Consider the following 25,871-nt stretch of genomic DNA (forward strand, 5'->3'; position numbering starts at 1 on the left):
ATCCAACACCTCCCTTTACAACAGAAGCCCAGCACAGACATCCAGCTATGAAATTAGATTTCTATCATTGCAAGCGATATCCGGTGCTATTTCAGAAAGGATAGCTTTCGGAAAAGCTAGCTGGGTTTCCCTGTTTTTGCTGAGGCAGGTTTCCGGCCATTAAGCGCTTAGTAAATAGGCTTGTAGGCAAGCCCTTATTGCACAGTCCGCAGGAACCCAGGCAACTCCGTATAGGCAAGACAACGGTGAGTAAATTTGTAACATCCTTGTTGTACGGGCTGCATTTTGGACTTTCTTCTGTAAAACCTCGTACCCGTTTGGGTATCCCCTTTGAATTGTGGGTATCCTGATTTTTAGCAAGAATCTTCAAAATGTAGCTTTATTTGATACTTTCGAGCTATTTTCGACATTTCAGAAACTCTGTCAACCTCCTAAAGGGTGACTATTTTTACCAAACTCCTTATCTTTAACATCCCTCATCTCTGCATCTGTGTTTGATAGTTAGCTCGATTTGCCCTTTAAGCTGTTTTCTCCGACTGGCGGTTTCTCCCTAGACTGAGTTCAGTGCGTTTCTTGTTTGTTTGCGGTTTGGTAGCAAAATGTTTAATCCATTGAAGGGTCTTCTGTCGTCCGAGCAGTATATGCCCCACGGGCATTGTTATCTCTGGCAGACACCGCTGGTCAGCCTGCATGTGGTCAGTGATGCCCTGGTGGCGATCGCCTACTTTTCTATTCCAGCGATCCTGATTTACTTCGTCCGCAAGCGCGAAGACTTGCCCTTTTCCAGGGTGTTTTTCCTATTCAGCGCGTTTATCGTGCTGTGTGGCATTGGGCACCTGTTCGACATCTGGACGCTGTGGCATCCGGACTATTGGCTTTCGGGGTTGGAACGGGCGCTAACTGCACTGGTGTCTTGCTATACAGCGCTGCAACTGGTGGAACTGGTGCCGCAATTTTTGGCCCTCAAAAGCCCTGAGCAGCTAGAGCGGCTAAACCATCAGCTTGCCGCCGAGGTGGAGCAGCGCAAGCAGGCAGAGTCTCTGCTGGAGGTGCGAGTACAAGAGCGCACCAGCGAACTGCTGAAAACCAACGAGGCGATGCGCCAGGAGATCGAAGAACGCACCATTGCCGAACGCAAGCTACAGCAGTCGTTTGAGCGGGAACAGGCGATCGCCCGCGTGGTGCAGCGGATGCGCCAGAGCCTCAGCCTCAGCCACATTTTTGAAACGACCACCCACGAACTGCGGCAAACGCTGGCGTGCGATCGCACCCTCATCTATCGATTCAACCCAGACTGGAGCGGCGAGGTGGTTGCCGAATCGGTCGCCGACGGCTGGAGCAAAATTGTCGTGTCGTCAGAAGTGACCGACTACGCTTCGTCGCTTTCTTCCAGCCTAGAAAACACGAATTCACACCACTCTCACAACGCTTCTCGCAGCTCCGTAGATCTATCCAGTCCCAAAAATCTGTCCAGCCCAAGGGGGACGAACCCGCCTCCTGAAGCCAGCACGCTGGTCAACCAGACGGGCTGCACTGTCAAACAATTTGATGGCACCGAAACCCTAATCCGGGATACCTACCTGCAAAATACCGAAGGCGGTATCTATCGGCGCAAGACCGGCGCGTACTGCTGCGTTCCGGATATCTACACGGCTGGCTTTTCTCCCTGCTACCTCAATGTTTTAGAAACCTTGCAGGCTCGTGCGTATACGATCGTCCCCATCTTTTGTCGCAATCAGCTTTGGGGGCTACTTGCCGCCTACCAAAACAGCGCTCCGCGCCAGTGGCAAGAGAACGAAGTGCAGATGATTCTGCAAATTGGCAGTCAGCTAGGGGTTGCGGTGCAGCAGGCAGAACTGCTTGCCCAAACGCGGACCCAGGCAGATGACTTGCAGCGGGCCAAAGATCAGGCCGATGCTGCAAACCGCGCAAAGAGCGAGTTTTTGGCCAACATGAGCCACGAACTGCGGACTCCGCTGAATGCCATCCTGGGTCTTACCCAATTGCTCAGCCTGGATCACAGTCTTCATCAAGACTATCGAAATGACTTGGATACCATTCAAGCCAGCGGGGAACACCTGCTTCACCTGATCAACGACGTGCTGGAGATGTCGAAGATTGAGGCAGGACGACTCACCATTCAGGAGAGCGTGGTGAACCTCCAGGATTTGCTCAACAGTTTGCAAAGTATGCTGCAAGTCCGGGCAAATGCGAAAGGGCTGCGGCTCGTGTTTGAGCTAGATGCGGATCTGCCCGTGGCGATCGCCACCGATGAAGGCAAGCTGCGCCAGGTTCTCATCAACCTGCTGGGCAATGCGGTTAAATTTACAGAAAAAGGCTGTGTGACGCTACGGGTTCATGCAGTTCCACATTCCAGCAATTTGACAGCCTCGGATCTGCTGGCGTTCTACCGTTCACCGGCCGACTTAGATCTAGGTTCCATTGGTGCAGCGGCTCATTCTACAGCCCATGCTGAAGCCCATTCCGAAGGAGCGGTGAAGTTGGAAGCGCAACCCAGGCTCAGCCCAACATCATCCCACTTGCCGTCTGCTCCCAAATCAGGCAACGCGGCTGCTCAGAAATACACGCCCATGTATCTGGTGTTTGAAGTAGAAGACACGGGCTATGGCATCGCTGAAGACGAGCTAGATCAACTCTTTAAGCCGTTCAAGCAGACTCGCAGCGGCATGAACGCTTCAGAAGGAACCGGCCTGGGGCTGACCATCAGCCGCAAGTATGTGCAGATGATGGGGGGCGATATTACGGCTCACAGCAAACTGGGGCAAGGCAGTGTGTTTACCTTCTGCATCCAGGCAGACGCGGTGGATGAATTCCTTTGCACCCCCGAAACGACGGAGCCGAAAGGGCGGGTGTTGGGGTTGGCGATGGATCAGCCCACTTGCCGTCTGCTGGTGGTAGAAGATCATCCGGTGAATCGAGATTTGCTGATCCGCTTGCTTAGTATTCACGGATTTGAGGTGCAGCAGGCGACTAATGGGCAAGAGGCGATCGCCCTCTGGAAAGCCTGGCGGCCCCACCTCATCCTGATGGATATGCGAATGCCCGTGATGAATGGCTACGAGGCAACTCGGCAGATTCGTCAGGAAGAAGAGAAGCTGTTAGACACTGACCCCACCGCCAGCCGCACCTGTATCATCGCCCTCACGGCCAGCGCCTTTCGAGAACAGCGCCAGCAAATCCTGAATATGGGCTGTGACGACTTCATCAGCAAGCCCTTTAAGCGAGAGCAAATTTTTGAGGCGATCGCCCGCCATCTCTCTGTGCGTTACGTCTACGACGATGTTCCGTCAGAACATGCAGCGGGCAACGCCAGCACAACCCTCCCCATGCAGCTAGAGCCGGAGCAGTTTCAGTCGATTCCAGCCTCCTGGATCGCCAATCTCCATCAGGCTGCCCTCCAGGGAAACGACCTGCGGATTTTAGACCTGTTGGGCGAACTTTCTTCCGATCAAGCCGAACTGCATCAAGCTTTGTCTCACCTGGCCCAAGAATTCCAATTCGACAAAATTCTGGCGGCGACTCAGCCGCTTCTTCTTAATGCTGCATCCTAATCCCCTGATGGCTGAGACATCTCAGCACACCAGTATGCCAGACTCTATGCCCAGCGCCACCCTAAACCCATTGTTCATCTCAGCGTCGGAGCAACCGCCGAATTCACCTCGACCCGATCTGCTGATCGTGGACGACATCCCCGATAACATCCGCTTTTTGTCAAAATTTCTGATGGCGCAGGGCTACGAAGTCCGCAAAGCCACCAGCGGGGCAATGGCACTGCGGGCGATCGCCGCTTTGCTGCCAGACCTGATCTTGCTCGATGTCAACATGGGCGAGATGAGCGGCTATGAACTTTGCACCCGGCTCAAGACCGATCCGGCAACCCAGCACATCCCGATTATTTTTCTCAGTGCAGGCAGCGATGCCCTCGATAAAGTCCAAGCCTTTAAGGTCGGTGGTTCGGACTACATCACCAAGCCCTTCCATCTGGAAGAAGTACTAGTGCGGATTCAGACCCAACTCATGTTGCGATCGCTCCAGGAATCGCAAAAAATTCAAAACCAAAAGCTGCGGCAAACCCTGGAAGATCTCAAACGAGCGCAGGCAACCCTGATCCAGCAGGAAAAAATGTCCACCCTGAAAAAGGTCGTGGCCGGCGTTGCCCATGAAGTCAACAATCCGCTGAATTTTATTTCTGGCAACGTCGAGCCGGCCCGCCAGTACGTGCAAACCCTCGTCGAGTTGTCCCATCTCTACCAACAACACTACCCAGATCCACCCGCTGCCATCCGCGACTTCCAGACCGAGGTTGATTTAGATTTTGTTGTTGACGACCTGAACAATATTTTGCAGTCGATGAAAACAGGTGCAGCCCGCATCAAAACTGTCGTGTCGGCGCTGCGTGGCTTCACGCATCTGGACGAAGCTGGCCTCAAGCGCATCAGCCTGCAAGATACCGTAGAAACGGTCTTAACCCTCCTCCGCTATCGTCTGGAAAACCGCTCCACAGACACAACTATTCAGGTTCGCAAACACTATCAGCCTATTCCCTTGGTCAATTGCTACGCTGAGCAAATCAGTCAGGCAATTTTTAATCTACTGGTCAATGCTGTCGATGCCGTCGAAGCAAAACTAGACCATCTGGAGAAAAACCCCTCAGAGGTTCCCTACACGCCAGAGGTGGTGATCACGATTCAACAAGAGTCGGAGCGGCGCGTCCTGCTCCAGATTCAAGACAACGGCATTGGTCTTTCCCAGGAAAAGCAGAGCCGTCTGTTTGAACCATTTTTTAGCACCAAGCCTGCGGGGAAAGGGCTGGGGCTGGGGCTAGTGACAGCTCGCCGCATTATCGAGGAGCAACACTACGGGCGACTCACCTATGCCTTCGAGGAGCATTGCACTACATTTTCAATTTCCATGCCCATCAGCGATCTCGCGCTCTCTCCCGTCTCTCGCCCTTAGAACGGGCGCACTATTTTACTATCTTACAGAGAGCAGTTTCAGGGTGCCTTCAGTTTGTGGATCTGGCTGGGCGGCGTTGGTTTTGTGCCGCTGCAATGCCCGATCGAACCCATTAGCGCCTGATCGAACCCATTAGCGAGCATCTTAAATAGATTAAATGTCTTAAATGTCTCCAGGACTCACGCACTTGCGATGAGTTTTCTGGGTTCTGGACGATTTCTCGCGAATCGTCTAACTGTGTAAGTCCTATGCAAGCTGATCTATCTGAGATTATTCCGAGAGTACCTGTATGTACGCCCCTAAATGCCTACTCTGAATATAGATAAATCTCTATAATGGGCAACATTATGTCTTTTGGCAATCCCCCGAATGGATGACTTAAATTTCCAAACTGCTATGTTTTTTTTCACCTAAAGATGGGATTGTATTAAGGAGTAATTCGCTCTAAAACCGCTTTGCAAATGGGGCAGGTGAGTTTTTGCGAGTTGCAGGGTTCGTGTCTAGGTGTGTCTGTTTTCGGGTTTAGTTCGTCCAAGAAGGTTTGTTCTCTTTTTTGTGCGGTTTCTCAACTCCTTGTCGGCTGTTTTGGCGAGAGGTGTAAGTCTGCTGGCACTGTCTTGGCATTTTAGGATTCGAGTCAAGTCGGAGTTGGGAACGAAGCGTAAGTAGTCCGTATGCCGCACGGCGTATTTTTGACATTTCTTTCACCAAGCGAGATACATAAGCAAAATACACGAGCAGTCTCAGGTCGTAGCATTGCCTGGGTGCCGGTCTTTGATCGCACTTGTGGGTTTGCCCTCTGCAAGCGTTTTGGCGAAGTTTACAGACTCTAGCGAGAGCGCTGTCTTCGTAGAGGGTCTTTGCTTTACCCCAATAGCACGACCTTTGAGCTTAGTTCTGACTTTCGGCTGTCAGAGCGATTGTCGGCTTGTCTGACCGATACGTTGCTGTGTTGCTGTGCTGGAAACGTGAGCCAGCCCAGATTGGGTAATGGCTCAGGCTTATGTAGTTGGTTAATTGTGCTATGAAATGTCCTCAATGCGGTTCAAACCAGATTCGGAAGAATGGCCATCGCCAAGGAAAACAAAATTACCTTTGCAAGTGCTGTGGTCGCCAGTTTGTAGAGTTCTATTCCCAGCGGGGATACTCTGAAGATGCCCGCCAGATTTGTCTGCGGATGCATCGCTCTGGCATTAACTTTCACGAGATTGAGCGGCTGACGGGCATTAATCACAACACAGTGATTAACTGGGTGAAACAGCAAGAGATGTCTTCACTGCTCAGTATGGACGACGATGCCCTGCTGAGCAGCTAAGCGGCTATCTATGTAGCTGGCGAGCCAGATCAGCCCTGGTAGGCTCAGGTTAATCACCAGCAGGCGCACCAAATGGGAGGCGGTGACTAGCTCCACATCGTGCTGGAGCGAGAGAGCAATCCAGATCATTTCTGGGGAGCCACCCGGAGCCGCAATCAGCAAGCAAGTGAGCCAGTCCCAGGGGGTCAGCGCTTTGGCGATCGCCGCCGTGAGCAGCCCTGCACTAAAGGTCAACGTGACCGGGATGATGGCCCGCGCTAGCGTGCCAAACGTGATGCGCGGGCTATTTGCCCAATATTCGCCAATCGTTGTGCCCAGCAAAATCTGACCCACCACCTTGAGCAGCGGTGGCAGGTTAAAGCTGGCATCAGCGCCGCTGGGCAGTCCGGCAAACCAGTCCGCAAACCAGTCTGCAAAGCCCAGGGGCGCGAACCCCAGTCCTACTAGGATGGGGCAAAAGAAGGTGGCAACGGGAATGTTTAGCCGCGTGCCCAACTGGGCTGCGAGGGCTGCGGCCGCCAGCACGGCAGCTAGCTCTAGACCATTGCCCAGGGTCAGCCAGTAGGCATCAGGCAATAGGGCCGACAGGGTGCTGCGTAAATCGGTCGTGTGGGGAACCTGCGCCACCAGCGGAATCACGGCAATAATCGTGGTGAAGCGCAAAAGCTGCACTAGCGAGACGAATGCGGTGTTTTTGCTGTAGTCAGCAGCGATGCTGGCCATCACGCCGATATTGCCGGGGGTCGTCGCCAGCACGCCCGTTAGCAGGTCTACTTTCTCTAGACGGGAATAGAAATAGCCAATCACCCCGCCGCTGACTAGGAGCGTCATCCCCAGCAGCACCAGCACAGGAATTTGGGACGACAGGCTGGATAGCGTAGACTGCCGGATGGAAAAGCCAATCGCCAGACCGATTAGCACCTGACCCATTTTTCGCAGGGTTTTGTTGGGCAGGGCAGGTCGATGAAACCAGGTGCGATCGCCATAAAAGACCAGCGCCCCGGCTGCAACACCGCCCAAAATCCACGCGCCGCCGCCCAGTCCCAGCATGATGAGCGCCAGCCCGATGAAACCCGCCAGCATCACCTCAGCGATCGCCCGCAATACCTTGACTCCAAGGCTACTTTCTAAATCAGCGGCGATCGCCTCAATCGTGTCTTCAGGTGGCTCAATCCGTGGCGCGGTCGGGTCTGTCATGCAGCACAGGCAGGCGGTGAGAGGCTACGTCCCTGGCATGAGTGTATAGCAATTCCTGCCCCCTCCAATCTCTCGGCCAAGGGTCTGCGGTTCTGGCGTAAGTTCAGCACAATTTAGGACTTATTAGGACTTACGCAGTCGAACGATTTCTCGCGGGCGCAGCCCGCGAGAAATCGTCGAAAACCCAAAGAGCCGATCGCAAGTGCGTAAGTTCTGACAATTATTCAGGTTGGAAATCGGGACAGGCGCAGGAATCGTCCCTACAGGCGGAGCGTCTCGCCCAGCTTGTCGGCGATTCCGGCAATCCAGATTTCGTCCTGGCGGGTATAGCTGCGGGGGGCATTGGCGGCTAAGATGATCACGCCGCGATCGCCCATCGGCTGGCAGATTACGCCCTGGGTATTGTCTGGCAGATAGTCGAACTCAATCTTGCCGGGATAGAGTTGCAAGTTCACCAGATAAATCGGCTTCTGGGTATCCAGCGCCCGCTGCACAATAGGGCCAGGGGTTTTCATGACTTTGGGACCCAGCACACCGCGCCGCAGCAGCACGCGCCCGTCTTGCCACACCACGAGCGATCGCGTCACAGTATTGGTCAACAGCAGGTGCGAAGCCCAGGCCAGCTCCAGCTTGGCAGCGTCGGGCAGATCTTCTGCCAGGTCAAACCCTTCTTCGCCGTTGAGGATGACCGCATCGGGCGATCGCGGCTGGATGCGCTGCCACAGCAGCCCAGTAAGAATCAGCACCGCACTCAAAATCACCCCCACCACGTCCGACCGGGCTTGAAAATCCGTCAGATTTGACGTAGCCAGTCGGTTAATCAGCAGCAGCGTGCCGCCCAGCCCGCCCACCGCCAGCGGCATCAGGCGCAGCACCCGGTTTGGATCAGCCTTGCTCACAAGATTTGCTCAACGCGCAATACCTAGCCTAAAACTGCGTAGACCTAAAACTACATAAAACAGCGTAAAACTACTCTAAACTTCGCCGTCGCTCTTTTCCTGGAAGCCCCGCACAATCCGCGATAGCTCGTTCTTTTCGTCTACCGAGATGCGCGTGGGCGAACCGCTGATGATCCGCTCAAAGTTGCGGAACGAGTCCTTAATCTCTGGCCCATTCTCGCTGATGATATATTCGCGGATGCCCTTGTCATGCCAGGAGCCACGCATCTTGAAGACGTTGATGGCGCGAGACATTTCGCCGCGAATCTCCACATATTGCAGCATCAAAATTGTGTCTGTAATCGTGGAAATGTGGGAATCGGTGATCGAGTGCGACCCCATAAACTGATCCGTGGTGTTGGTAAAGAAGCCCGTAATCTCCTCCTGCTTGGCATAGCCCGTCACGCCGATCACAAACTGCCGGAAGGCGTTATTGCTCACGCCCCGCGCCAGCGCCGAGAGCGAGTCGATGGCAATGCGCGACGGCTTGAACTCGGCAATTTCTGACTTAATGATTTGCAGGTGGTCTTCCAAACCCGCCGATTCGGGATAGGCGCAGATGATTTTGAGCAGGCCGCGCTGCTCCAGGTCCTCAAAGTCGATACCCCAGGAATAGGCGTTGCGCGAAAGCTGCGCCCGCGACTCTTCATAGGCAAACAGGATGGCGCGTTCGCCGTTCTGACAGGCGTTTTGCAAAAACATGCTGACCAGCAGCGTCTTGCCTGTCCCCGTTGCCCCGGTTGCCAAGATGATCGAGTCTTTGAAAAAGCCGCCGCCACACATCGAGTCCAGCGTTGCCACGCCAGACGACACGCGGGCATTGGAGGAGCGCTGGGTCAGGCGCATGGCTCCCAGGGGGAAGATATTGATGCCCTGATTGGTGATGGTGAAGGGATATTCGCCCTTCATGTGGGTAGTGCCGCGCAGCTTCAGGATTTCCATCGTGCGGCGGCGGCGTTCGCCCTCCAGCACGTTCCGCACAATCACCACGTTGTCAGAGACAAACTCTTCGACCCCAAAGCGGGCAACGGGGCCGTATTCATCGACGCGCTCTGTCGTCATGATGGTGGTTGCGCCGACCTGCTTGAGGCGAGCCACCAGGCGAAAGATCTCGCGCCGCACCACAGACACGGCGGCATATTGCTGAAACACGGCCGTTACCGAGTCGATCGAGACGCGCTTGGCTTTGTATTTTCGGATGGCGTATTGAATCCGCTCGATCAGCGCCGACAGGTCAAAGTTGCCGACGACTTCCTGCCCTTCGGGATCGGGCGAAGCATCGAGGATGAACAGCTTGCCGTCGTCGATCAGCTTTTGCAGATCCCAGCCAAAGCTGTAGGCGTTTTTGATGATGTCAGCAGGGGCTTCTTCAAAGGTGACGAAGATGCCTGCTTCGTCGAAGTGAGTAATGCCGTTGTAGAGGAACTGCACTGCAAAGAGGGTTTTGCCAGTTCCAGAGGTGCCGCTAACGAGCGTGGCGCGTCCGACTGGCAGCCCACCGTTGCTAATGTCGTCAAAGCCCTCAATCATGGTGCGAATCTTCTGGACACCCATGAGAGCCGCGCCGTTCTGCTGCTGTCCAGTCTGACTCGAATCGTTCATACCCAGATATCTACCAAAGATTTAGAAACTTTTAGAAAATTTGAAGACTCGAAACGAAGATTCAATGAGGTTTGCTGCTGGAATCGATGGGGGTTTATGAGGCAGCTTTAGAAGAGACAGGTCGTCGTGTAGGGTAGTCGTGCAGACGGGCGATCGCCCTATCCCCACACGCGGTCCAAAAACGCAGCCAGTCCGGTAAAAACGCAGCCAGCACCCTACAGAAATCCCAGACACTCTAGATTTCTGCTTCCTCTTCACCCAATTCATCATACAGAAGGTCAAGGCCGATCAAGACTTTTTCTCGGTCGGACAGATCGCCAATGATCTTGCGGACGGGGGGCGGCAGAATCTTAGCCAGGGTTGGCGTTGCCAGAATTTTGTCTTCCTCCGCAAGCTGGGGGTTCTTCAGCACGTCAATCACTTTGAGCGCGTAGACCCCCTGAAACTCATTCTCCAGGATGTGGTTCAGGGTTTTCAGCGCCCGCACGGAGTTCGGAGTATTCCCGGCAACGTAGAGCTTGAGGATGTAGGTTTTTCTTAGGGGACTCATGGGTTGATGGGAAAGGCAATCGAATAAAGATATTGATATAAACCTGGGCGGATAGATAGTGAGATTTGCAACGAGCCAGCAAGGTACAGCGGATTCAGGCTTCGCGAGGAATCGAGCGGCGATACATCTCACACAGATGGGCAATCACATCAATCAAAGTCAGCCGATAGTCGAGCAGAATTTCGTCGTTGCGTCCCTCCAGTTTGAGCTGTTTAGCAAACTCATCCATTAACTCCATATGAATCTCAACGACCTGCGCCACTGGCACGTCGGCAAAAAACGCTAGGTTCACGAAGTTATCGATTTTTTCGTTGAGATGTGAGTCTTCTGTAAAGTAGCGGAGAATGATCTCTCGGTATTCGGCCTTAAGTTGTTCCAGAAATTCCTGCCGCTCTGGGGGGGGCATGTGTCGAAGGAAGTTTGCGGAATTACGCTTGTAGTAGACCCCCAGGTATCCCAGGCGTTCGCTCAACTTCTCAGAGAGGCGACGCTGCTGCTGAATCAGAGAGGAATGGGTCGTAAGCGTGCCAACCCGACTGGGGGTAGACGGATTCAAACTGGAGGGGGTTGCAGACAGCTTGAGGAATTGGTTGATCGCCTTTTCGGTTAGATGGTCTAGTTCGGAGAACTGAGTTACCGGGACGTGCAGGATCGCCGAGTGGTAGGTGATGGCATCTGCTTCTTGAAGCAGCTCGTCGAAAATTGCATCGTCAGAGGGCACGGGCTGGAGGGGTTCTGGCTCTAGCACGATGGCAGGCAGAAAGATACTCCTCTGGCGAAGCTGAGAGAGGACTGTTTTGAGGTCGGGGCTGTTCTCAAACAGCAGACAGTCAATCTGACGCTTTTCGCGCTGAACGTAGTCTAGAAAGAGGTCGAGTTGGTAGAAAGACGTGACCTGACATCGAGAGCGATCGCCCCCGATCATCATATCGCTTTGCCAAGCCTGCAAGAGTGAAGGAAGCAGGCTCTGGGGGTAGATTAACGCGCAGAGAGAGAGCAAGGGCGTGAGTCAGGGATTGCAATGAGCGAGTTGGCAAAAATCTCAAAGATTTTGCAAGAAATCTGCAAAAAAGGTGATAGTTCTTAAGACAAAATCGTCGGGAAACGCAACATTTAGCACTAATGTTAGAAGTTTAACACTAGTTATCGGGGCAAACGTTTCCAATCCCTGGATCACACCACCATAATGAGTTTAGGACTTACGCAATTGGACGATTTCTCGCGGGCGTAGCCCGCGAGAAATCGTCCAAAACCTAGAAAGCTTATCGCAAGTGCGTAAGTCCTGGAGTTTATTGGGTTTAGTGGGTTTTAGGTTATGGCGCTCACCGACCCGGAGTTCTGCCTTGGTGCTATGCCCATTCCACGACTGCGCGATTTTTTGGAACCCGTGTTGTCAGTCTCTATCAAAGAGACGCTGATTGGGCTAATGGCTCAGGGTCGGCAGCAAGAGACAACTGAGGCGATCGCCGTGGATGAACAGGGTGCGCCGCTGGGTCGGCTGCAAATCAGCCGTATCCTGACACTCTTGCACCTAGACCTGCCCACCGAGGCGACCCCGCTGCTAGACACCTGCCTAGAAGATATTTTGATCGATCATCCTGCGCTGCTGCAACCGCTGACAGTGCTGCCAGCCGATTGGGAAGTGACCGAGGGTTGGCACTGGCTCCATGCCAGCGATCCGCCGTGGGTGCTGGTGGATGAGGCGGGCAAGGTGCTGGGCGCAGTAGATGCGATCGCCTTTTGGCGACATTTTGCCGTTCTGCCAGCGAGGGCTGATGGGCCGTCCGCTTTCGCTGCTCCCGATGCTCTGGCTGCTTCAGCATCACCGACCGACCCATCTTTCCCACCACACGCGCCTGAACCCCCCTCTGCCCTGCCTGCCGTCAAACCTGAGAATAGCGCGGGCGATCGCCCCTGGCAGATTGCCGTTGGCACGGCCTCGCCCTCCTTTGGGCGATCCAGACACAAGGCTCAGCCAGCCCAGGGTGAACCGCCGCTGGGGTCGGGACTGGTGGGGCTGGTCAAAGGGCTACCTGTGCCGATGATCCTGTGGCGAGCAGATTGTGGAGGGGTGGCCTACAGTCAGGGCTGGCAGCAGCAGATTGGCGACGAACCCAAGGTGCTGGAGGCGATCGCCGCGATGGAGGCGGCCGGCGTTTCTCAGACAGAGGTGCGGTTGCCGCCGTTTTGCCGTCTCGAAACAAAGCCACCCACCGGGCGGCCAAAACCTGCGGCAGCTTGGCCGACCCACAGCCCCACCCACAACCCTACCCACAGCCCCACCCAAAAAGCCCATACGCTGCACCAGCGAATCCCCAAAGAGCCAACCCCGACTCCGCCCAACCGCGTCTCTACCCTGCCGCCCTCGCCCCAGCCGCGCCATCTTCATCCCCAAGACATCCTTTCCGACAGCCCCGACGAGGAATATTTTCCAGACCGCGTGTGGCAATTGACCCGGTTCTCGTTGGGCAAAAGCAGCACGCCAGACCTCCAGCCCCTCTGGCTGGTGATTGCTCAAGATGTAACCGAGCAGCACCAGATGGCGCGAGAGTTGGCCGCAAAAACCGCTGATCTGGCCCAGCTTAACCGCCTCAAGGACGAGTTCTTGTCCTGCATCAGCCACGAGCTGAAAACCCCGCTGACAGCGGTGCTGGGTCTATCGAGCCTGCTCAAGGAGCAGCTAGTTGGGCCCCTCAACGATCGCCAGGCCCGCTATGCCCAACTGATCTATCAGAGCGGTCGCCACCTGACGCTGATTGTGAACGATATTCTGGATCTGACCCGGATCGAAACTGGGCAGCTTGAGCTAAATCTGGAATCCGTCGAGCTAGCTTCCCTCTGTCATCGGGCCTATGAGCAGGCCCGCCAGCTTCATCAGGAAGTCTCTGTGTCTGAAGCCGGAAAAGCCGCTGAGACGCTTGAAGAACCAGAATTTAGCCTAAACATCCAGCCGGGGCTGAGCGAAATGACGGCGGATGACCTGCGGTTGCGGCAAATGCTGACCAACCTGCTCTCCAACGCGCTCAAGTTTACGCCGACGACGGGCAAGGTGGGGCTGGAAGTGACTACTTGGGATGGCTGGGTGGCTTTTACGGTTTGGGATACGGGCATTGGCATCGCGGCGGACAAGCAGCATCTCATCTTCCAAAAATTTCAGCAGCTTGAAAACCCCTTAACGCGACGGTTTGAAGGCACTGGGCTGGGATTGGTGCTGACGCAGCGCATTGCCCGACTGCACGGTGGCGACGTTACCTTTATCTCTGAGGAAGGCAAGGGCAGTCGCTTTACGGTGCTGTTGCCCAAAGATTTGCAGCCCCGGCCGACCAAACTGCCGCTTCATGCATCCCGAAAACTTCAGCAGCGGCTTGTGCTGGTGGCCGAGTCGGGCACGGCCCGAATTGAGATGCTGGATACTGGTTTGCGCCAGTTGGGCTATCGGGTGGCAATCGCCCGCAGCGGCACCGAAGCCCTGGAAAAAGTGCGGCGGCTCCAGCCTGCGCTGGTGATTTTGAACCCGAATCTGCCGCTGCTGTCGGGCTGGGACGTGCTAACGCTGCTCAAGGCCGGCATCGACACTCGCGCCACGCCCGTCATCTGGAGCGGCAGCACGGAGGAAAAACCGAGGGCGATCGCCTACGGGGCCAGCGCTTGCCTGAGTCACCCCATCCACCCTGAGTCTCTTCGCAAGAGCATTCTGGAAGCCACCCAGACACCGGATGAGTGGTCGCCGATTCCTGCCAATCGCCTGACCGTGCTGCATCTGCGTCTGTCGCCCCAGGCGCTCTCTGCCGACGGCCCCAGCGTGTCGGAGCTACTGCACAGCTACCCCTACCGGGTGGTAGAGGTGAGTGATCTCGACCAGGCAGATTTGCTGGCGCGGGTCTGGAAGCCCCATGTGGTTGTGCTAGAAGGCAGCCTGCCCGATCCCACGACCTATTTCAACCATCTCTATGAACATACGGTGCTGAGTACCGTGCCGATGATTACCCTCACTCCGGAAACCACCCAATCTGCCAACCGTGTGCCGGGGCTGACGGTGTTTCCCTGTCTGGCACCGCTGACCCCCGTCGATGCGTTTGGCGCGGTCGAAGAATCGGCGCTGTTTCAGGTCATTCAGGTGGCAAGCGGGCGTGGGTGAGTCTTGGAGTTCGGTTCTCGAAGGCATCTCACCCGTCCATCCTGTGGTTGTCCATCACGTTTTCTAGTGCCTGCCTATGCTCCTGTTCCACATTACGACTCAACCCCAATGGCAGCGGGCCCAGGCGTTGGGCGAGTATCGGGCCCCCAGTTTGGACGCAGAGGGCTTTATGCACTGTTCCACCGCAGCGCAAATTAGCTGGGTGGCGAATACTTTCTTCGCGGGGCAGACGGGGTTGGTGCTGCTGTGGATTGAGGGCGATCGCCTCCAGGCTCCGCTTCAGTATGACGAGGTAGCGGGTGTGCCCGTGGACCGCCACTTTCCCCACCTCTACGGCCCGCTCAATCTGGATGCCGTGGTGCGCGTGGAGCCGCTGCAACCCAGCGCAGACGGATCATTTGCGATCGCCCTTACGCCTCGGTAGCGCGTTTCATGCCTAATCTTTCGTGCCTAATCTACAGATTTGGGATCTGGCGGCAAATCGGCAGAAACAGATCGCAACTGAGCGATGGGCGCGAGCGCTTTGATCACAGGCGCTTTGACTCAGTTGATCACAGGCGCTTTGATCAACTGATGGGCGATCGCCTCTAGCGCAAGACTGAGCGGATGGTCAGGATAGGTCGGGTAAAACAGCCCACTGCTGCCCAGCGCCAGCATCTCATCTACCGTCGGCAACACGCCAATCAGGGCCTTGCCATAGCTATGCTCCAGCTTGCGCCAGACTTCTCCTAGCCTATAGGCAGGCGGCACCTGGTTAGCCAATAGCCAGACTTGAGGGACTTCTAGTGTGCGAGCAATGTCCATCCGCACGGCCAGGCTTTGAAACTCGGTTGCATCCAGCCCCAGCACCAAAACGACTGCATCGGACACTGCCATCCATAGCATTGTGCCTTCGTCCAGTTCGGGATAAGTGTCGATGAGCAGAAACTCTAGCCCCAGTCGCTCTGCCACGGTGCGGAGGCCTTGCCCCAGGGGATCAGGATCGTAGCCCTGCTGAAGACATCGCTGCACATCCCGCACCCGCAGGTCGGGCGGCACCAGGCACAGATCGCCCCCCAGCAGCAGCACAGTGCCTTGGCCTATCGGAATAGCAGTACTTGAAAAGGGTAGCGGGCGATCGCCCCATGCGGAATCGCTTGTCCAGTTGCTCCACACGTCCTGATTAATCGCCATATCGTCCAACGCAGCCGTTCGACCAAACAGGGCATGAATGCCTGGCGCAGCGCCATCGGCATCCAGAACGCCCACACGGTAGCCCTGGGTGGCAATGCAAGCTGCCAAATTTGCCGTCAGATTGGTTCTGCCGATCCCGTGGCGACAGGACTGGAGTGAAATCAACGTGGGCATAGAGGGGCAACCCCGTTATTTCTCACGTTATTTCTCATCAGTATGACGAAGTTTTGCAGGAATAGGATTAATCCCTGCTGCATCGGCCAAGTTTCGGCTTCAGGTGCTAAGCACTGCCTCCGCCTGATTTTGTAGCAGCAGACCATATTCCAGCCCCTCCACCACCGCCTGATAAGACGCTTCGATGATGTTGGTAGACACGCCCACGGTCGTCCAGCGCTGGTGGCCATTGCTCGACTCTACCAGCACGCGGGTTTTGGCCGAAGTCCCTGCGCCGCCATCGAGAATCCGCACTTTGTAATCTGTCAGGTGGAATTGGGCGATCGCCGGGTAAACATTCACCAGCGCCTTCCGCAGGGCTGCATCCAGCGCCGACACGGGGCCATTGCCCTCAGCCGCCTCCAGATAGTCCTTGCCGTCAATCCGGACCTTGATCGTTGCCAGCGCGTAGGAATTGCCATCATTCATCTCTGGAGCCATATCGCATCGCGCCTGAAAGCCCTGTAGCTCAAAGAACCGCTGCCGCTGCCCCAGCGCCTCCCGCATCAGCAGCTCAAAGCTAGCCTCCGCCGCTTCAAACTGATACCCTTCGTTTTCCAGCGTTTTCAAGTGCTGCAAAATATGGCGACAGGTGGGATCATCCTTTTCTAGCTCGATGCCAAAGCTGCGGGCCTTGGCCAGCACATTGCTCAGCCCGGCCTGGTCAGAAATCACAATGCGGCGGCGGTTGCCCACCTGCTCTGGGCGGATGTGTTCGTAGGTCAGCGGGTTGCGCTCTACGGCGCTGACGTGGATGCCGCCCTTGTGGGCAAAGGCAGAGAGTCCCACAAACGGCGCGTGGTCGTCTGGGGCCAGATTGACAATCTCGCTGATCAGGCGGCTGGTGTCGGTCAGTTTGGCCAGTTGCTCCTCACGGACGCAGGCATAGCCCAGCTTCAGTTGGAGGTTGGGGATCAGCGTGCATAGGTTGGCATTGCCGCAGCGCTCGCCGTAGCCGTTGATCGTGCCCTGCACCATGCGTGCGCCCTCGCCCACGGCTGCTAGGGCATTGGCCACCGCCGTGCCAGAGTCATTGTGGGTATGGATGCCGATTTGCGGGGCAGGGCGATCGGGGTCGAGCGGGTGGCTGGCCAGGTGATTGACAATGTATTTGGACACCGCGCGGGTAATCGTGGCCACATCTTGGGGCAGCGTGCCGCCGTTGGTGTCACAGAGGACGAGCCATTCCGCCCCTCCGGCGATCGCCGCCCCCAGGGTTTCCAGCGCATAGTCAGGATTTTGCCGATACCCGTCAAACCAATGCTCCGCGTCGTAGATCACGCGCCGCCCCTGGCTGCGGAAATAGCTCAGCGTGTCGCGGATCATCTCCAGGTTTTCATCCAGCGTGGTCTTCAGCCCTTCGATAACGTGCAGATCCCACGACTTCCCAAACACCGTTACCCAGCGCGTCCCCGCCGACAAAATCGGTTGCAGCATCGGGTCTTCGGCAGCGGTGCGCCCCGGTCGGCGAGTAGAACAGAAGGCCACAATTTCCGCCTGAGACAGCGGTTCTTCTTTGATTTGCCAGAAAAACTGCACGTCTTTGGGGTTCGCGCCCGGCCAGCCGCCTTCGATAAAGGGAATGCCCATCTGGTCAAGCTGGTGGGCGATTCGCAGCTTGTCTTCTAGGGAAAGCGACAGCCCTTCTCGCTGGGCACCGTCGCGCAGGGTGGTGTCGTAAATCCAGATCGGTTCGGCAGTGGTCATTGAGAGGTGCGGGGTTAGAGGGTAGAAATCAGGAGAAATCAGGAGGATAAGGGCAAACCTTGCGTTTCCCAAACGCTTCAAAAGATTTTTCAAAAGACTCCCTGAGGGAGGTGAATGCAAGTCAAAAAGGAATGTTAAAGTTCAGATGGAGTTTAGATGGACAAATGTATTTCAGTATTCGTGTATTCGGCTGATTTTGCAGAGTTCCAGTCCTTAGAACTTCGATTTTTCAGAGCTTCGACTTTGAGGGTGCTTTTGAGGGTACTACCGAACTGCTCCAGCCAAGTTGTTCTGTTTCTTCGCCGTGCGAGGTCTATGCCGATAGTGCAGACTTTAGGAAATAGGAAAACAGGAAAACTGTCTGAGGACAAAGCAGGAAACTATCTCCGTCAGATCCTATTACAGCAGGGGATTGACCTTCATAACAATTGGTTTAGTTGGCTTAGTCTGAATCATGTATCTGAGCAACGGGTGTGAACTGGGCGCTGGCGGCACTTGCGCCGTGCAGGCAGAGGGGGCAGGGTCAGTCTGGGATTATCCAGGTTGGGCACGGCTGTCGCTGTCTTCCAATTCTCCCACGAAGGATCGGCGGTTGGCTTGCCAGACTGAGGTGTTAAGCAACTTGTGGAAGTCGGGCAGTTTGCGGTCGGGCAGTCTGCGGTCAGGCAGTCTGCGGTCAGGCAGCTTGCGGTCGGGCAGTTTGCAGATGAAGTTTACGGTGAGGGATGACGGAGGCTGGAGGGCGATCGCCCTCTATGTCCAAATCCAAAGGAAGTGTGGACTAGGGGCTATTTTGGGGAGCAGGTCATGCTGTTAACTGCTGAGTTTCTTGGATTTCTCATCGCCTTTTTGATCCTGGCTGCCCTGGTCAACATCCTGGCAAGGGATTGGTATCGCTACTTGGGCTTTGGGCTGCTGGTGTTTTTCGCGCTGACGATTTTCCAGACCCGCTGGCCGATTTCGTTCACGCCACCATCCCTGCGTCCAACGCGGGAACAGCCTCCTGCGGCTCAGGCCCCTGCCAACCTGCCCTCCACCCGGACTCAGGTCAATCCCCAAACCGTTCCCCAGACCACCAATCAGGCTCCCAGCCGCAGCACCCAAGATACGGGCGGCCCCATCTACGGCGATGGCCCCATCTATGGGGATGGCCCCATCTATGGCGACGGCCCCACCTACGATGGCATGGGAGGGCCGTCTGGGGTCTATTATGGCGACGGCTACTATTACGACGGAACCTACTATTACGGCTCTGGTGGCCGCGGCCCAATTCGAGCGCTGTGGTAATCCGGCAGAGTTGAGGCGGACGTAATGCCGCAAGCTTATCTGAGGGCAGCCGTCCGGCATAGACTTGAGAAAGCGAGATGGGAACGCGGCATGATAGGCACGATACATCGAGATGTCGAGTGAACTCTGGAGGGGGCTAACTGCATGAATACGATCTCTATCGTGGGTTTCATTCTCATCATCCTGGTGTTGGGTGCTTTGATTAATACGCTGGCAACCGGGGCAGTGCGGCTGATTGCGTTTTCTGTGCTGGGGGTGATCGCCGCGCTGTTGCTGTCCAATGCAGTCAGGAATCCCTCCGCTACGCTGTCGCTACCCAGGCTTCCCATCCCCAATATCTTTCGCACCAGTCAGCAGACTCAGCCCGCTCCCAGCCCTGCTGCGGTTGGGGGCCCTGCTGCGGTTGGGGGGGATGCCACAACCCCCGCTGGAGAAACGCCCGTTCAGCAGGCTCCTGCCTCAGCCGGTGGTGAGGCCACCTTTTCGCCTGATCCCGGCAGCTTTCCACAACCAGACTCGACCTTCCAGCCCCAACCTGCCCCAGCGGCTCCAGCGCAGACACCCGTTAGGGGTCTATGGTAGGGTAGTGGACTGTTTCACCCCCCTCCTTCTGCTGTAGATATGAACTCGGCCTCTGATGTGCTGATTATTGGCGGCGGTGCAGTTGGACTGGCGATCGCCGTAGAGTTAAGACTGCGTGGTATGTCGGTGGTGCTGCTCAGCCGCGACTTTAAGCAAGCCGCCAGCCATGCCGCTGCCGGAATGCTGGCTCCCCACGCCGAGCATCTCGACGGGCCGATGCTCGACCTGTGTTTGCAAAGCCGCGCTCTCTATCCTGACTGGACGCAAAAACTCGAAGACTTGACCGGACAATCCACGGGCTACTGGCCCTGCGGCATTTTGTCCCTAGAACTCGCCATTGAGGGTTCGTCCCCACGCCAACGCGCCCATCTGCCCTCTCCCCAATCCTCCCCTTATCTCGACACTGCGGCTATCCACCTGGCTCAGCCGGGGCTGGGCGATCGCGTCGTGGGCGGCTGGTGGTATGCCGAAGATGGGCAGGTAGACAATCGGGCGCTGACGCTGACGCTGCGGCTGGCGGCGGAGTCGCTAGGGGTGGAGATGCACGAAGGCGTGGAGGTGCTGGGGCTGGAGCAGCGCGGGGAACAGGTGGTCGGCGTGCAAACGAGTGCAGGCCTGTGGCGATCGCCCCACTACGTCTTGGCGACGGGGGCCTGGAGCCGTGCCCTGCTCCCCGTGCCCGTACAGCCGCGCAAGGGGCAAATGTTTTCGGTCACGGTTCCCTCTGGCGCAATGGCCAGCGCAACGGCGGAACTCCCGCTCCAGCAAGTGCTGTATGCGCCCGGAGCCTATATCGTGCCCCGGCGCGACGGGCGCATCGTGGTGGGGGCGACCAGCGAACCCGTTGGCTTTATGCCTGGAAACACGCCTGCGGGCCTGAACGAGCTGCTGGCAGGGGCGATCGCCGTCTATCCTGCCCTTCAGCACTTCCCAATTCAAGAAACCTGGTGGGGTTTTCGTCCTGCTACGCCAGACGAGATGCCCATCCTCGGCCCTGGCCCCTGCGACAATCTCACACTCGCCGTCGGGCACTACCGCAACGGCATTTTGCTCACGCCGATCACCGCCCGCCTAATTGCCGACTGGGTGTGTCATCAGCAGGCTGACCCGCTGCTGGCTGCCTTCTCTTGGCGGCGATTTCAAGCGGGCGCTGGCTTGCTGCCTGCTCCAGTTCCCCAGCCATCTTCCTCCCAAGCCTCTCCCCCACCCTTAAATTCCGCTGCCATGATCCAAACTGCTACACCTGCTGACCCGATTTCCGCCGAAGCGCCTCTTGCGCCTGCGGCAATGCCTGACCCAAAGCCGCTGATCATTGCTGGACGCGAATTCCGGTCGCGGTTGATGACGGGCACCGGCAAATATGCCAATTTCGACCTGATGCGCCGCAGCATTGCCGCCAGCGGCAGCGAGATCGTGACGGTGGCGGTGCGCCGTGTGCAGACCAACGCGCCAGGGCATGAAGGCTTGGGCGAGGCGCTGGATTGGAAAACGCTGTGGATGTTGCCCAATACCGCAGGCTGCAAGACGGCAGAAGAGGCGATCCGCGTCGCCCGACTGGGGCGGGAAATGGCGAAACTACTGGGGCAGGAGGACAATCATTTCGTGAAGCTGGAAGTGATTCCCGATGCCAAATATCTGCTGCCTGACCCGATTGGCACGCTCCAAGCGGCGGAGCAGTTGGTGAAAGAGGGCTTTGCCGTGTTGCCCTATATCAATGCTGACCCGCTGCTGGCCAAGCGCCTAGAAGAGGTGGGCTGCGCGACGGTGATGCCGCTGGGTTCCCCGATTGGCTCTGGTCAGGGCATTCGCAACGCTGCGAACATTCAAATCATTATCGAAAACGCCAGCGTGCCTGTTGTCGTGGACGCAGGGATTGGTGCGCCCAGCGAGGCCGCTCAGGCGATGGAAATGGGGGCCGATGCGCTGTTAATCAATACGGCGATCGCCCAGGCGCAAGATCCCGTCCTCATGGGTCACGCAATGGGCTTGGCGACCCAGGCCGGCCGTCTGGCCTATCTCTCGGGCCGCATCCCAGTGAAAAGCTACGCCAGCGCGAGTTCGCCGCTGACGGGCACAGTGACGGGATGACGGGATGACTGGGTGGCGAGGTGACGGGGAATAGGGTCGGGCGATCGCCCCTGATCCCTAGCCCCCAAGCCCGCCAGTCTGCTCTCGTCCAATTAGCTCTGGCAAGCGGCCGGTTCCAGGAAGCGACTTGGCATCCGTCGTGGCCATGTGCCCGGTGTAGAATGCGCCACCTTCGATGTCAATCGCGCCAGCCGTCACGTCGCCTTCCAGACGGGCGGTTTTGCTGACTGACAGCTTGCCGTCTACCATGAGACGCGCCTTGACCACACCGTGAATAATCAGGTTGCGGGCGCGAATTTCCAGCCCTTCAACCAACCCGGTGTGCGACACTTCCATATCGCCCAGAACTTCCACATTGCCGTGGACAATGCCATCGACCCGCAGGTTGCCTTCCAGGTGGATATCGCCATTGATCTCGCACTTTTCACCCAGATAGGTCAACGAACCCGATGAAACCGCTGGCTTGCGTGCAAAAAACATCTTTCAATAACCCCCCAAACTGAGTTGCGTTGTCCCTCTACCCTGCACGAAATAACCTGCACGAAATAAATTGACTCCTCTAGGCAGAATTCTACAGCAGACCCAGCTTTGTACTATCAAAGCGGATACGTTCAAAACGGATACGTTTGGCTGGTCGAGGCTGATCGAGAAAGTCAACACGACATCTAGAGAGATCCGAAGAACTACCGACGCGGTGCTTTAAGACGTAGATGCGCTGCTTCCAGCTAAATCCTACTCCAGATAGTCTTTGGGGTCGATGGGCTGATCATTGTAATACACCCCGTAATGCAGGTGGGGGCCGCTGGAGCGTCCGGTGCTGCCTAGATAACCCACAAGGCGATCGCGCTCGATTTTCGCCCCCGCCTCGACCTCAACCTTGGTCATGTGGGCATAGAGCGTGCGATAGCCATAGCCATGATCCACAATGACGTGATAGCCATAGCCGCCCTGCGACCAACCCGCCGTCACAACTCGCCCCGGAGCCGTTGCATGAATCGGCGTGCCGTAGGCTGCGGTAAAGTCCATCCCCTGGTGTAGCTCGTAGCCGCCGCCAAAGGGGTTGCGTCGTAGCCCAAACTCAGAAGAAATCTCCACGCCTCGCCCTTTTAGCGGAACTCCCTTGGGGCGTGCGTCTTCGCGGATCAGCGTCTTTTCCAGCGCAGGCTGCACCCGCTGCTGCAACTTTTGGAGCAATCCGGGAATTTGCGCCTGGGCCGCTTGCAGCATTAGCTCCGGCGGCACTGCCTGCGAGAGTCCACCCTGGAAGTTGCTGCTTTCAGACTGTCGAACGGGAGGACGCAGAGGGCGATCGCCCGCCGACTCAGCCTCAGCAGTCCCAGAATCGTCTTCCATGCCGGCCCGCTGCTGCAAGTCGCCAATCTGCGCCTCCAGCACCTCGACTTGCTCTAGGATTTCCTTTGCCTGCTCTGCCAGGGCCGAGTTTTCCTCCGTAAGAGAGTGATTTCGCTGGGTGTAGTTGTAAAAAACTTTGCCAACTCCGACGATGGGGATCGCTGCAACCACGGCCAGAGTTGTCAGCACAACGGCAGGCCGAAAGGTGATTGTGAGGGGCGATCGCCCCGTGCAGGCGATCATCAGCGTGTAGCGTTTGGGGATACGTGGGTTCATGGAAGCTCGAACAAACAACTCCGCTTTAAGTTCTTAAAACAGAATTAAGAAGCAATGAAACAAGACCTGAGAATACCAACAAAAAGGCAATCCCGCAACGGGGATCGCCAAGCCACAGGCTTTTCAGCTTGCAATCATAACGTTTGAAATTCGCTAAAGCACTATAAAAATTGGGCTAAAGCAGCATAAAAAATTGGGATGGAAGAAGAAACCCCTCCATCCCAATCTGATGAATTCAAACTCAGCAACGCTGAGTTGAAACAAACCCTAGCTGTTGATTGCCGGAGCCGTCAGCGCCACAGGAATCGCCTCACCCGAAGCCAGGTCAAGCGGGAAGTTGTGAGCGTTGCGCTCGTGCATCACTTCCATACCCAGGTTGGCGCGGTTCAGGATGTCTGCCCAGGTGTTGATCACGCGACCTTGGCTATCCAGCACCGACTGGTTGAAGTTGAACCCGTTCAGGTTGAATGCCATCGTGCTGATGCCCAGCGCCGTGAACCAGATGCAAACCACCGGCCATGCACCCAGGAAGAAGTGCAGCGAACGGCTGTTGTTGAAGCTGGCGTATTGGAAGATCAACCGACCAAAGTAGCCGTGGGCGGCGACGATGTTGTAGGTTTCTTCTTCTTGTCCAAACTTGTAGCCGTAGTTCTGCGATTCAACTTCGGTGGTCTCGCGCACCAGGGAGGAGGTCACCAATGAACCGTGCATGGCGGAGAACAGGGAGCCGCCGAACACGCCTGCTACGCCCAGCATGTGGAAGGGGTGCATCAGGATGTTGTGTTCTGCTTGGAACACGAACATGAAGTTGAAGGTGCCGCTGATGCCCAGGGGCATACCGTCGGAGAAGGAGCCTTGTCCGATGGGGTAGATCAGGAACACCGAAGTGGCAGCGGCCAGAGGTGCGCTATAGGCGACGCAGATCCAGGGACGCATCCCTAGGCGGTAGCTCAGTTCCCACTGACGACCCATGTAGGCAAAGATGCCAATCAGGAAGTGGAAGACGACGAGCTGGTAGGGACCGCCGTTGTACAGCCACTCATCTAGAGAGGCGGCTTCCCAGATGGGATATAGGTGCAGACCGATGGCGTTGCTGGAGGGAACCACTGCGCCGGTGATGATGTTGTTGCCGTACAGCAGGGAGCCTGCGACGGGTTCACGGATGCCGTCGATGTCCACGGGGGGAGCAGCGATGAAGGCGATGATGAAGCAGGTGGTTGCGGTGAGCAGGGTGGGGATCATCAGTACGCCGAACCAGCCTACGTACAGGCGGTTGTTGGTGCTGGTGACCCAAGCGCAAAACCGCTCCCAAGCCGAGGCGCTATCGCGCCGCTGAATGGTTGTAGTCATAATAAATGCGATCGAATTGCGAATGGATAAATGAGACGGGTTAGTATAAAACCTTCCCGTTCTTTGCATAATAGTTACATTGAGTCAATCCAGCTAAGGTTCTTTACATTTATTTGTATGTTGAAAGGCTCCGATTTTCTTTAGAATTGCCTCAATTTGAGGAGCAGAATTTGAAATAAGGCTGGAGACAAAGATTCCAGCTTTTTCTAAACAGCAATGGACGACTTTGTATCAGAATGTGAAGCAAGCGATCGCCCCCTTGATTTGTTTCAAATTGTAAACAAGCCGAATTGTAAACCAGCAGGTATCCACATGCTGGTTTAAGCAATTCCTAAACCCATTGCAACCGATGCTGCATATAGCCAAAGCCCACTGGCAAGCGATCTGCGCCCATGCCGAACAAACCTACCCGCAAGAATGCTGTGGGCTGCTGCTAGGACAGACGGCATCGACAGGCGATGAAACGATTCGGACGGTGGTGGAACTGTGGACGGCTGAAAATGCCTGGAACCCAGAAGCCGCTGCGCTGATTTCAGACCTGCTGAGCCAGTCTCAACTCGCCAACAGCAAGCGCGATCGCTACTGGATTGATCCCCAAGAAATGCTGGCTGCGATGAAATATGGGCGCGATCGCCAGCTCGACATTATCGGCGTGTATCACTCCCATCCCGACCATCCCGCTGTGCCCTCAGAATGCGACCGGGCGATCGCCTGGCCACACTATTCCTATATCATCGTGTCTGTTTCTCAAGGAAGCGCCCAGGATTTACTATCCTGGAACTTGGATCAAGACCATGCCTTTCAGGCAGAACCCCTCATCTGTTCTGAATAATTGTGATGTCGAGATGAAGTGTGGCGAGATGTTGGAATATTTGGAGTATTGGAGTCGTAATCTGATGAAAAGATTGAAAAGATTCTGACGAATCGATTGAATCAGTTTTAGAGGATGTTTGAAAAGTCCTACTGTTTGTAGCAAAGCGTGCAAGATCCCCCTAAATCCCCCTTAAAAAGGGGGACTCTAAGGCGGTTTCCCCCCTTTTTAAGGGGGGCTAGGGGGGATCTCTGAGTGCTTAACATTACAGGCGATACCTTTTCAAACACCCTCTTAGGGAGAAACGGACATGA

19 protein-coding genes are annotated in these 25,871 nt (G+C 56.1%); 9 read left to right on the plus strand and 10 right to left on the minus strand.

Going from position 1 to position 25,871, the window contains the following annotated elements:
- Positions 1–599: 599 nt before the first annotated feature.
- The 3 genes from HNI00_RS13140 to HNI00_RS13150 all read left to right on the plus strand — a co-directional run bounded on the left by HNI00_RS13140 (position 600) and on the right by HNI00_RS13150 (position 6,292).
- A complete protein-coding gene (locus tag HNI00_RS13140; protein WP_316786840.1) occupies positions 600–3,572 on the plus strand; it encodes a response regulator in 2,973 nt (990 codons plus the stop codon).
- Between the two features lie 7 nt (positions 3,573–3,579).
- A complete protein-coding gene (locus tag HNI00_RS13145; protein WP_316786842.1) occupies positions 3,580–4,977 on the plus strand; it encodes a hybrid sensor histidine kinase/response regulator in 1,398 nt (465 codons plus the stop codon).
- A 1,024-nt stretch (positions 4,978–6,001) separates the two neighbouring features.
- Positions 6,002–6,292 (plus strand): IS1/IS1595 family N-terminal zinc-binding domain-containing protein, encoded by a 291-nt coding sequence (locus tag HNI00_RS13150; protein ID WP_172356482.1) that lies wholly within the window; start codon positions 6,002–6,004, stop codon positions 6,290–6,292.
- Here HNI00_RS13150 and HNI00_RS13155 read toward each other — a convergent pair.
- From HNI00_RS13155 to HNI00_RS13175, 5 genes are all read right to left on the minus strand, one after another.
- A complete protein-coding gene (locus HNI00_RS13155) occupies positions 6,251–7,489 on the minus strand; it encodes an AbrB family transcriptional regulator (protein ID WP_316786844.1) in 1,239 nt (412 codons plus the stop codon). The two genes, HNI00_RS13150 and HNI00_RS13155, sit on opposite strands and share 42 nt — an antisense overlap.
- A 260-nt stretch (positions 7,490–7,749) precedes the next feature.
- Positions 7,750–8,388 carry a cofactor assembly of complex C subunit B gene (locus HNI00_RS13160; RefSeq protein ID WP_316786846.1) on the minus strand — a complete coding sequence of 213 codons (639 nt, stop codon included), beginning with the start codon at positions 8,386–8,388 and terminating at the stop codon, positions 7,750–7,752.
- A 75-nt stretch (positions 8,389–8,463) separates the two neighbouring features.
- Complete coding sequence (gene kaiC / locus HNI00_RS13165) at positions 8,464–10,029, minus strand: circadian clock protein KaiC (protein ID WP_172356476.1); 1,566 nt, start codon at positions 10,027–10,029, stop codon at positions 8,464–8,466.
- Between the two features lie 235 nt (positions 10,030–10,264).
- A complete protein-coding gene (gene kaiB / locus HNI00_RS13170; RefSeq protein WP_068507005.1) occupies positions 10,265–10,579 on the minus strand; it encodes a circadian clock protein KaiB in 315 nt (104 codons plus the stop codon).
- Between the two features lie 94 nt (positions 10,580–10,673).
- On the minus strand, positions 10,674–11,528 hold the full coding sequence (locus tag HNI00_RS13175; protein ID WP_316786851.1) for a circadian clock protein KaiA: 855 nt from the start codon (positions 11,526–11,528) through the stop codon (positions 10,674–10,676).
- Between the two features lie 402 nt (positions 11,529–11,930).
- Here HNI00_RS13175 and HNI00_RS13180 point away from each other — a divergent pair, with 402 nt between their 5' ends.
- Together HNI00_RS13180 and HNI00_RS13185 are read left to right on the plus strand one after the other, a co-directional pair.
- Entirely contained in the window at positions 11,931–14,717 is a 2,787-nt protein-coding gene (locus tag HNI00_RS13180) for an ATP-binding response regulator (protein ID WP_316786853.1), read from the plus strand.
- A gap of 76 nt (positions 14,718–14,793) precedes the next feature.
- Complete coding sequence (locus HNI00_RS13185) at positions 14,794–15,141, plus strand: DUF952 domain-containing protein (protein ID WP_316786855.1); 348 nt, start codon at positions 14,794–14,796, stop codon at positions 15,139–15,141.
- Between the two features lie 119 nt (positions 15,142–15,260).
- Here HNI00_RS13185 and HNI00_RS13190 read toward each other — a convergent pair whose 3' ends face one another.
- Both HNI00_RS13190 and cimA read right to left on the minus strand, forming a co-directional pair.
- Positions 15,261–16,064, minus strand: a complete 804-nt coding sequence (locus tag HNI00_RS13190) for a MinD/ParA family ATP-binding protein (protein ID WP_316786857.1) — start codon at positions 16,062–16,064, stop codon at positions 15,261–15,263.
- A gap of 99 nt (positions 16,065–16,163) precedes the next feature.
- On the minus strand, positions 16,164–17,810 hold the full coding sequence (cimA, locus tag HNI00_RS13195; protein WP_297075613.1) for a citramalate synthase: 1,647 nt from the start codon (positions 17,808–17,810) through the stop codon (positions 16,164–16,166).
- Positions 17,811–18,617: 807 nt separating this feature from the next.
- Here cimA and HNI00_RS13200 point away from each other — a divergent pair.
- The 3 genes from HNI00_RS13200 (at position 18,618) to thiO (ending at position 21,767) form a co-directional block, all read left to right on the plus strand.
- Positions 18,618–19,097, plus strand: a complete 480-nt coding sequence (locus HNI00_RS13200) for a hypothetical protein (RefSeq protein ID WP_316786863.1) — start codon at positions 18,618–18,620, stop codon at positions 19,095–19,097.
- Between the two features lie 144 nt (positions 19,098–19,241).
- Entirely contained in the window at positions 19,242–19,679 is a 438-nt protein-coding gene (locus HNI00_RS13205; protein WP_316786864.1) for a hypothetical protein, read from the plus strand.
- A 39-nt stretch (positions 19,680–19,718) separates the two neighbouring features.
- On the plus strand, positions 19,719–21,767 hold the full coding sequence (gene thiO, locus HNI00_RS13210) for a glycine oxidase ThiO (protein ID WP_316786866.1): 2,049 nt from the start codon (positions 19,719–19,721) through the stop codon (positions 21,765–21,767).
- Positions 21,768–21,824: 57 nt separating this feature from the next.
- On the opposite strand, the gene HNI00_RS13215 is transcribed toward thiO, so the two are convergent.
- The 3 genes from HNI00_RS13215 to psbA all read right to left on the minus strand — a co-directional run bounded on the left by HNI00_RS13215 (position 21,825) and on the right by psbA (position 24,746).
- Positions 21,825–22,247 (minus strand): bactofilin family protein, encoded by a 423-nt coding sequence (locus HNI00_RS13215; protein WP_172356458.1) that lies wholly within the window; start codon positions 22,245–22,247, stop codon positions 21,825–21,827.
- 252 nt (positions 22,248–22,499) lie between these two features.
- Complete coding sequence (locus HNI00_RS13220) at positions 22,500–23,396, minus strand: peptidoglycan DD-metalloendopeptidase family protein (protein ID WP_316786869.1); 897 nt, start codon at positions 23,394–23,396, stop codon at positions 22,500–22,502.
- 267 nt (positions 23,397–23,663) lie between these two features.
- On the minus strand, positions 23,664–24,746 hold the full coding sequence (gene psbA, locus HNI00_RS13225; protein WP_316786871.1) for a photosystem II q(b) protein: 1,083 nt from the start codon (positions 24,744–24,746) through the stop codon (positions 23,664–23,666).
- A gap of 349 nt (positions 24,747–25,095) precedes the next feature.
- On the opposite strand from psbA, the gene HNI00_RS13230 reads away from it, so the two are divergent.
- A complete protein-coding gene (locus HNI00_RS13230; RefSeq protein WP_316786873.1) occupies positions 25,096–25,578 on the plus strand; it encodes a M67 family metallopeptidase in 483 nt (160 codons plus the stop codon).
- Positions 25,579–25,871 lie beyond the last annotated feature (293 nt).

Origin of the sequence: Thermoleptolyngbya oregonensis NK1-22 (assembly GCF_032705245.1) — a bacterium.
Lineage (GTDB): Bacteria > Cyanobacteriota > Cyanobacteriia > Elainellales > Elainellaceae > Thermoleptolyngbya > Thermoleptolyngbya sichuanensis.

Bases quoted from the DNA above. Each gene is read 5' to 3' on its own strand.
- HNI00_RS13220 (WP_316786869.1), bottom strand. From the start codon at position 23,396: ATGAACCCACGTATCCCCAAACGCTACACGCTGATGATCGCCTGCACG.
- HNI00_RS13150 (WP_172356482.1), top strand. From the start codon at position 6,002: ATGAAATGTCCTCAATGCGGTTCAAACCAGATTCGGAAGAATGGCCAT.
- HNI00_RS13200 (WP_316786863.1), top strand. From the start codon at position 18,618: ATGCTGTTAACTGCTGAGTTTCTTGGATTTCTCATCGCCTTTTTGATC.
- HNI00_RS13185 (WP_316786855.1), top strand. From the start codon at position 14,794: ATGCTCCTGTTCCACATTACGACTCAACCCCAATGGCAGCGGGCCCAG.
- HNI00_RS13145 (WP_316786842.1), top strand. From the start codon at position 3,580: ATGGCTGAGACATCTCAGCACACCAGTATGCCAGACTCTATGCCCAGC.
- HNI00_RS13140 (WP_316786840.1), top strand. From the start codon at position 600: ATGTTTAATCCATTGAAGGGTCTTCTGTCGTCCGAGCAGTATATGCCC.
- thiO (WP_316786866.1), top strand. From the start codon at position 19,719: ATGAACTCGGCCTCTGATGTGCTGATTATTGGCGGCGGTGCAGTTGGA.
- HNI00_RS13205 (WP_316786864.1), top strand. From the start codon at position 19,242: ATGAATACGATCTCTATCGTGGGTTTCATTCTCATCATCCTGGTGTTG.
- HNI00_RS13230 (WP_316786873.1), top strand. From the start codon at position 25,096: ATGCTGCATATAGCCAAAGCCCACTGGCAAGCGATCTGCGCCCATGCC.
- kaiB (WP_068507005.1), bottom strand. From the start codon at position 10,579: ATGAGTCCCCTAAGAAAAACCTACATCCTCAAGCTCTACGTTGCCGGG.
- psbA (WP_316786871.1), bottom strand. From the start codon at position 24,746: ATGACTACAACCATTCAGCGGCGCGATAGCGCCTCGGCTTGGGAGCGG.
- kaiC (WP_172356476.1), bottom strand. From the start codon at position 10,029: ATGAACGATTCGAGTCAGACTGGACAGCAGCAGAACGGCGCGGCTCTC.
- HNI00_RS13155 (WP_316786844.1), bottom strand. From the start codon at position 7,489: ATGACAGACCCGACCGCGCCACGGATTGAGCCACCTGAAGACACGATT.
- HNI00_RS13215 (WP_172356458.1), bottom strand. From the start codon at position 22,247: ATGTTTTTTGCACGCAAGCCAGCGGTTTCATCGGGTTCGTTGACCTAT.
- cimA (WP_297075613.1), bottom strand. From the start codon at position 17,810: ATGACCACTGCCGAACCGATCTGGATTTACGACACCACCCTGCGCGAC.
- HNI00_RS13190 (WP_316786857.1), bottom strand. From the start codon at position 16,064: ATGCCCACGTTGATTTCACTCCAGTCCTGTCGCCACGGGATCGGCAGA.
- HNI00_RS13180 (WP_316786853.1), top strand. From the start codon at position 11,931: ATGCCCATTCCACGACTGCGCGATTTTTTGGAACCCGTGTTGTCAGTC.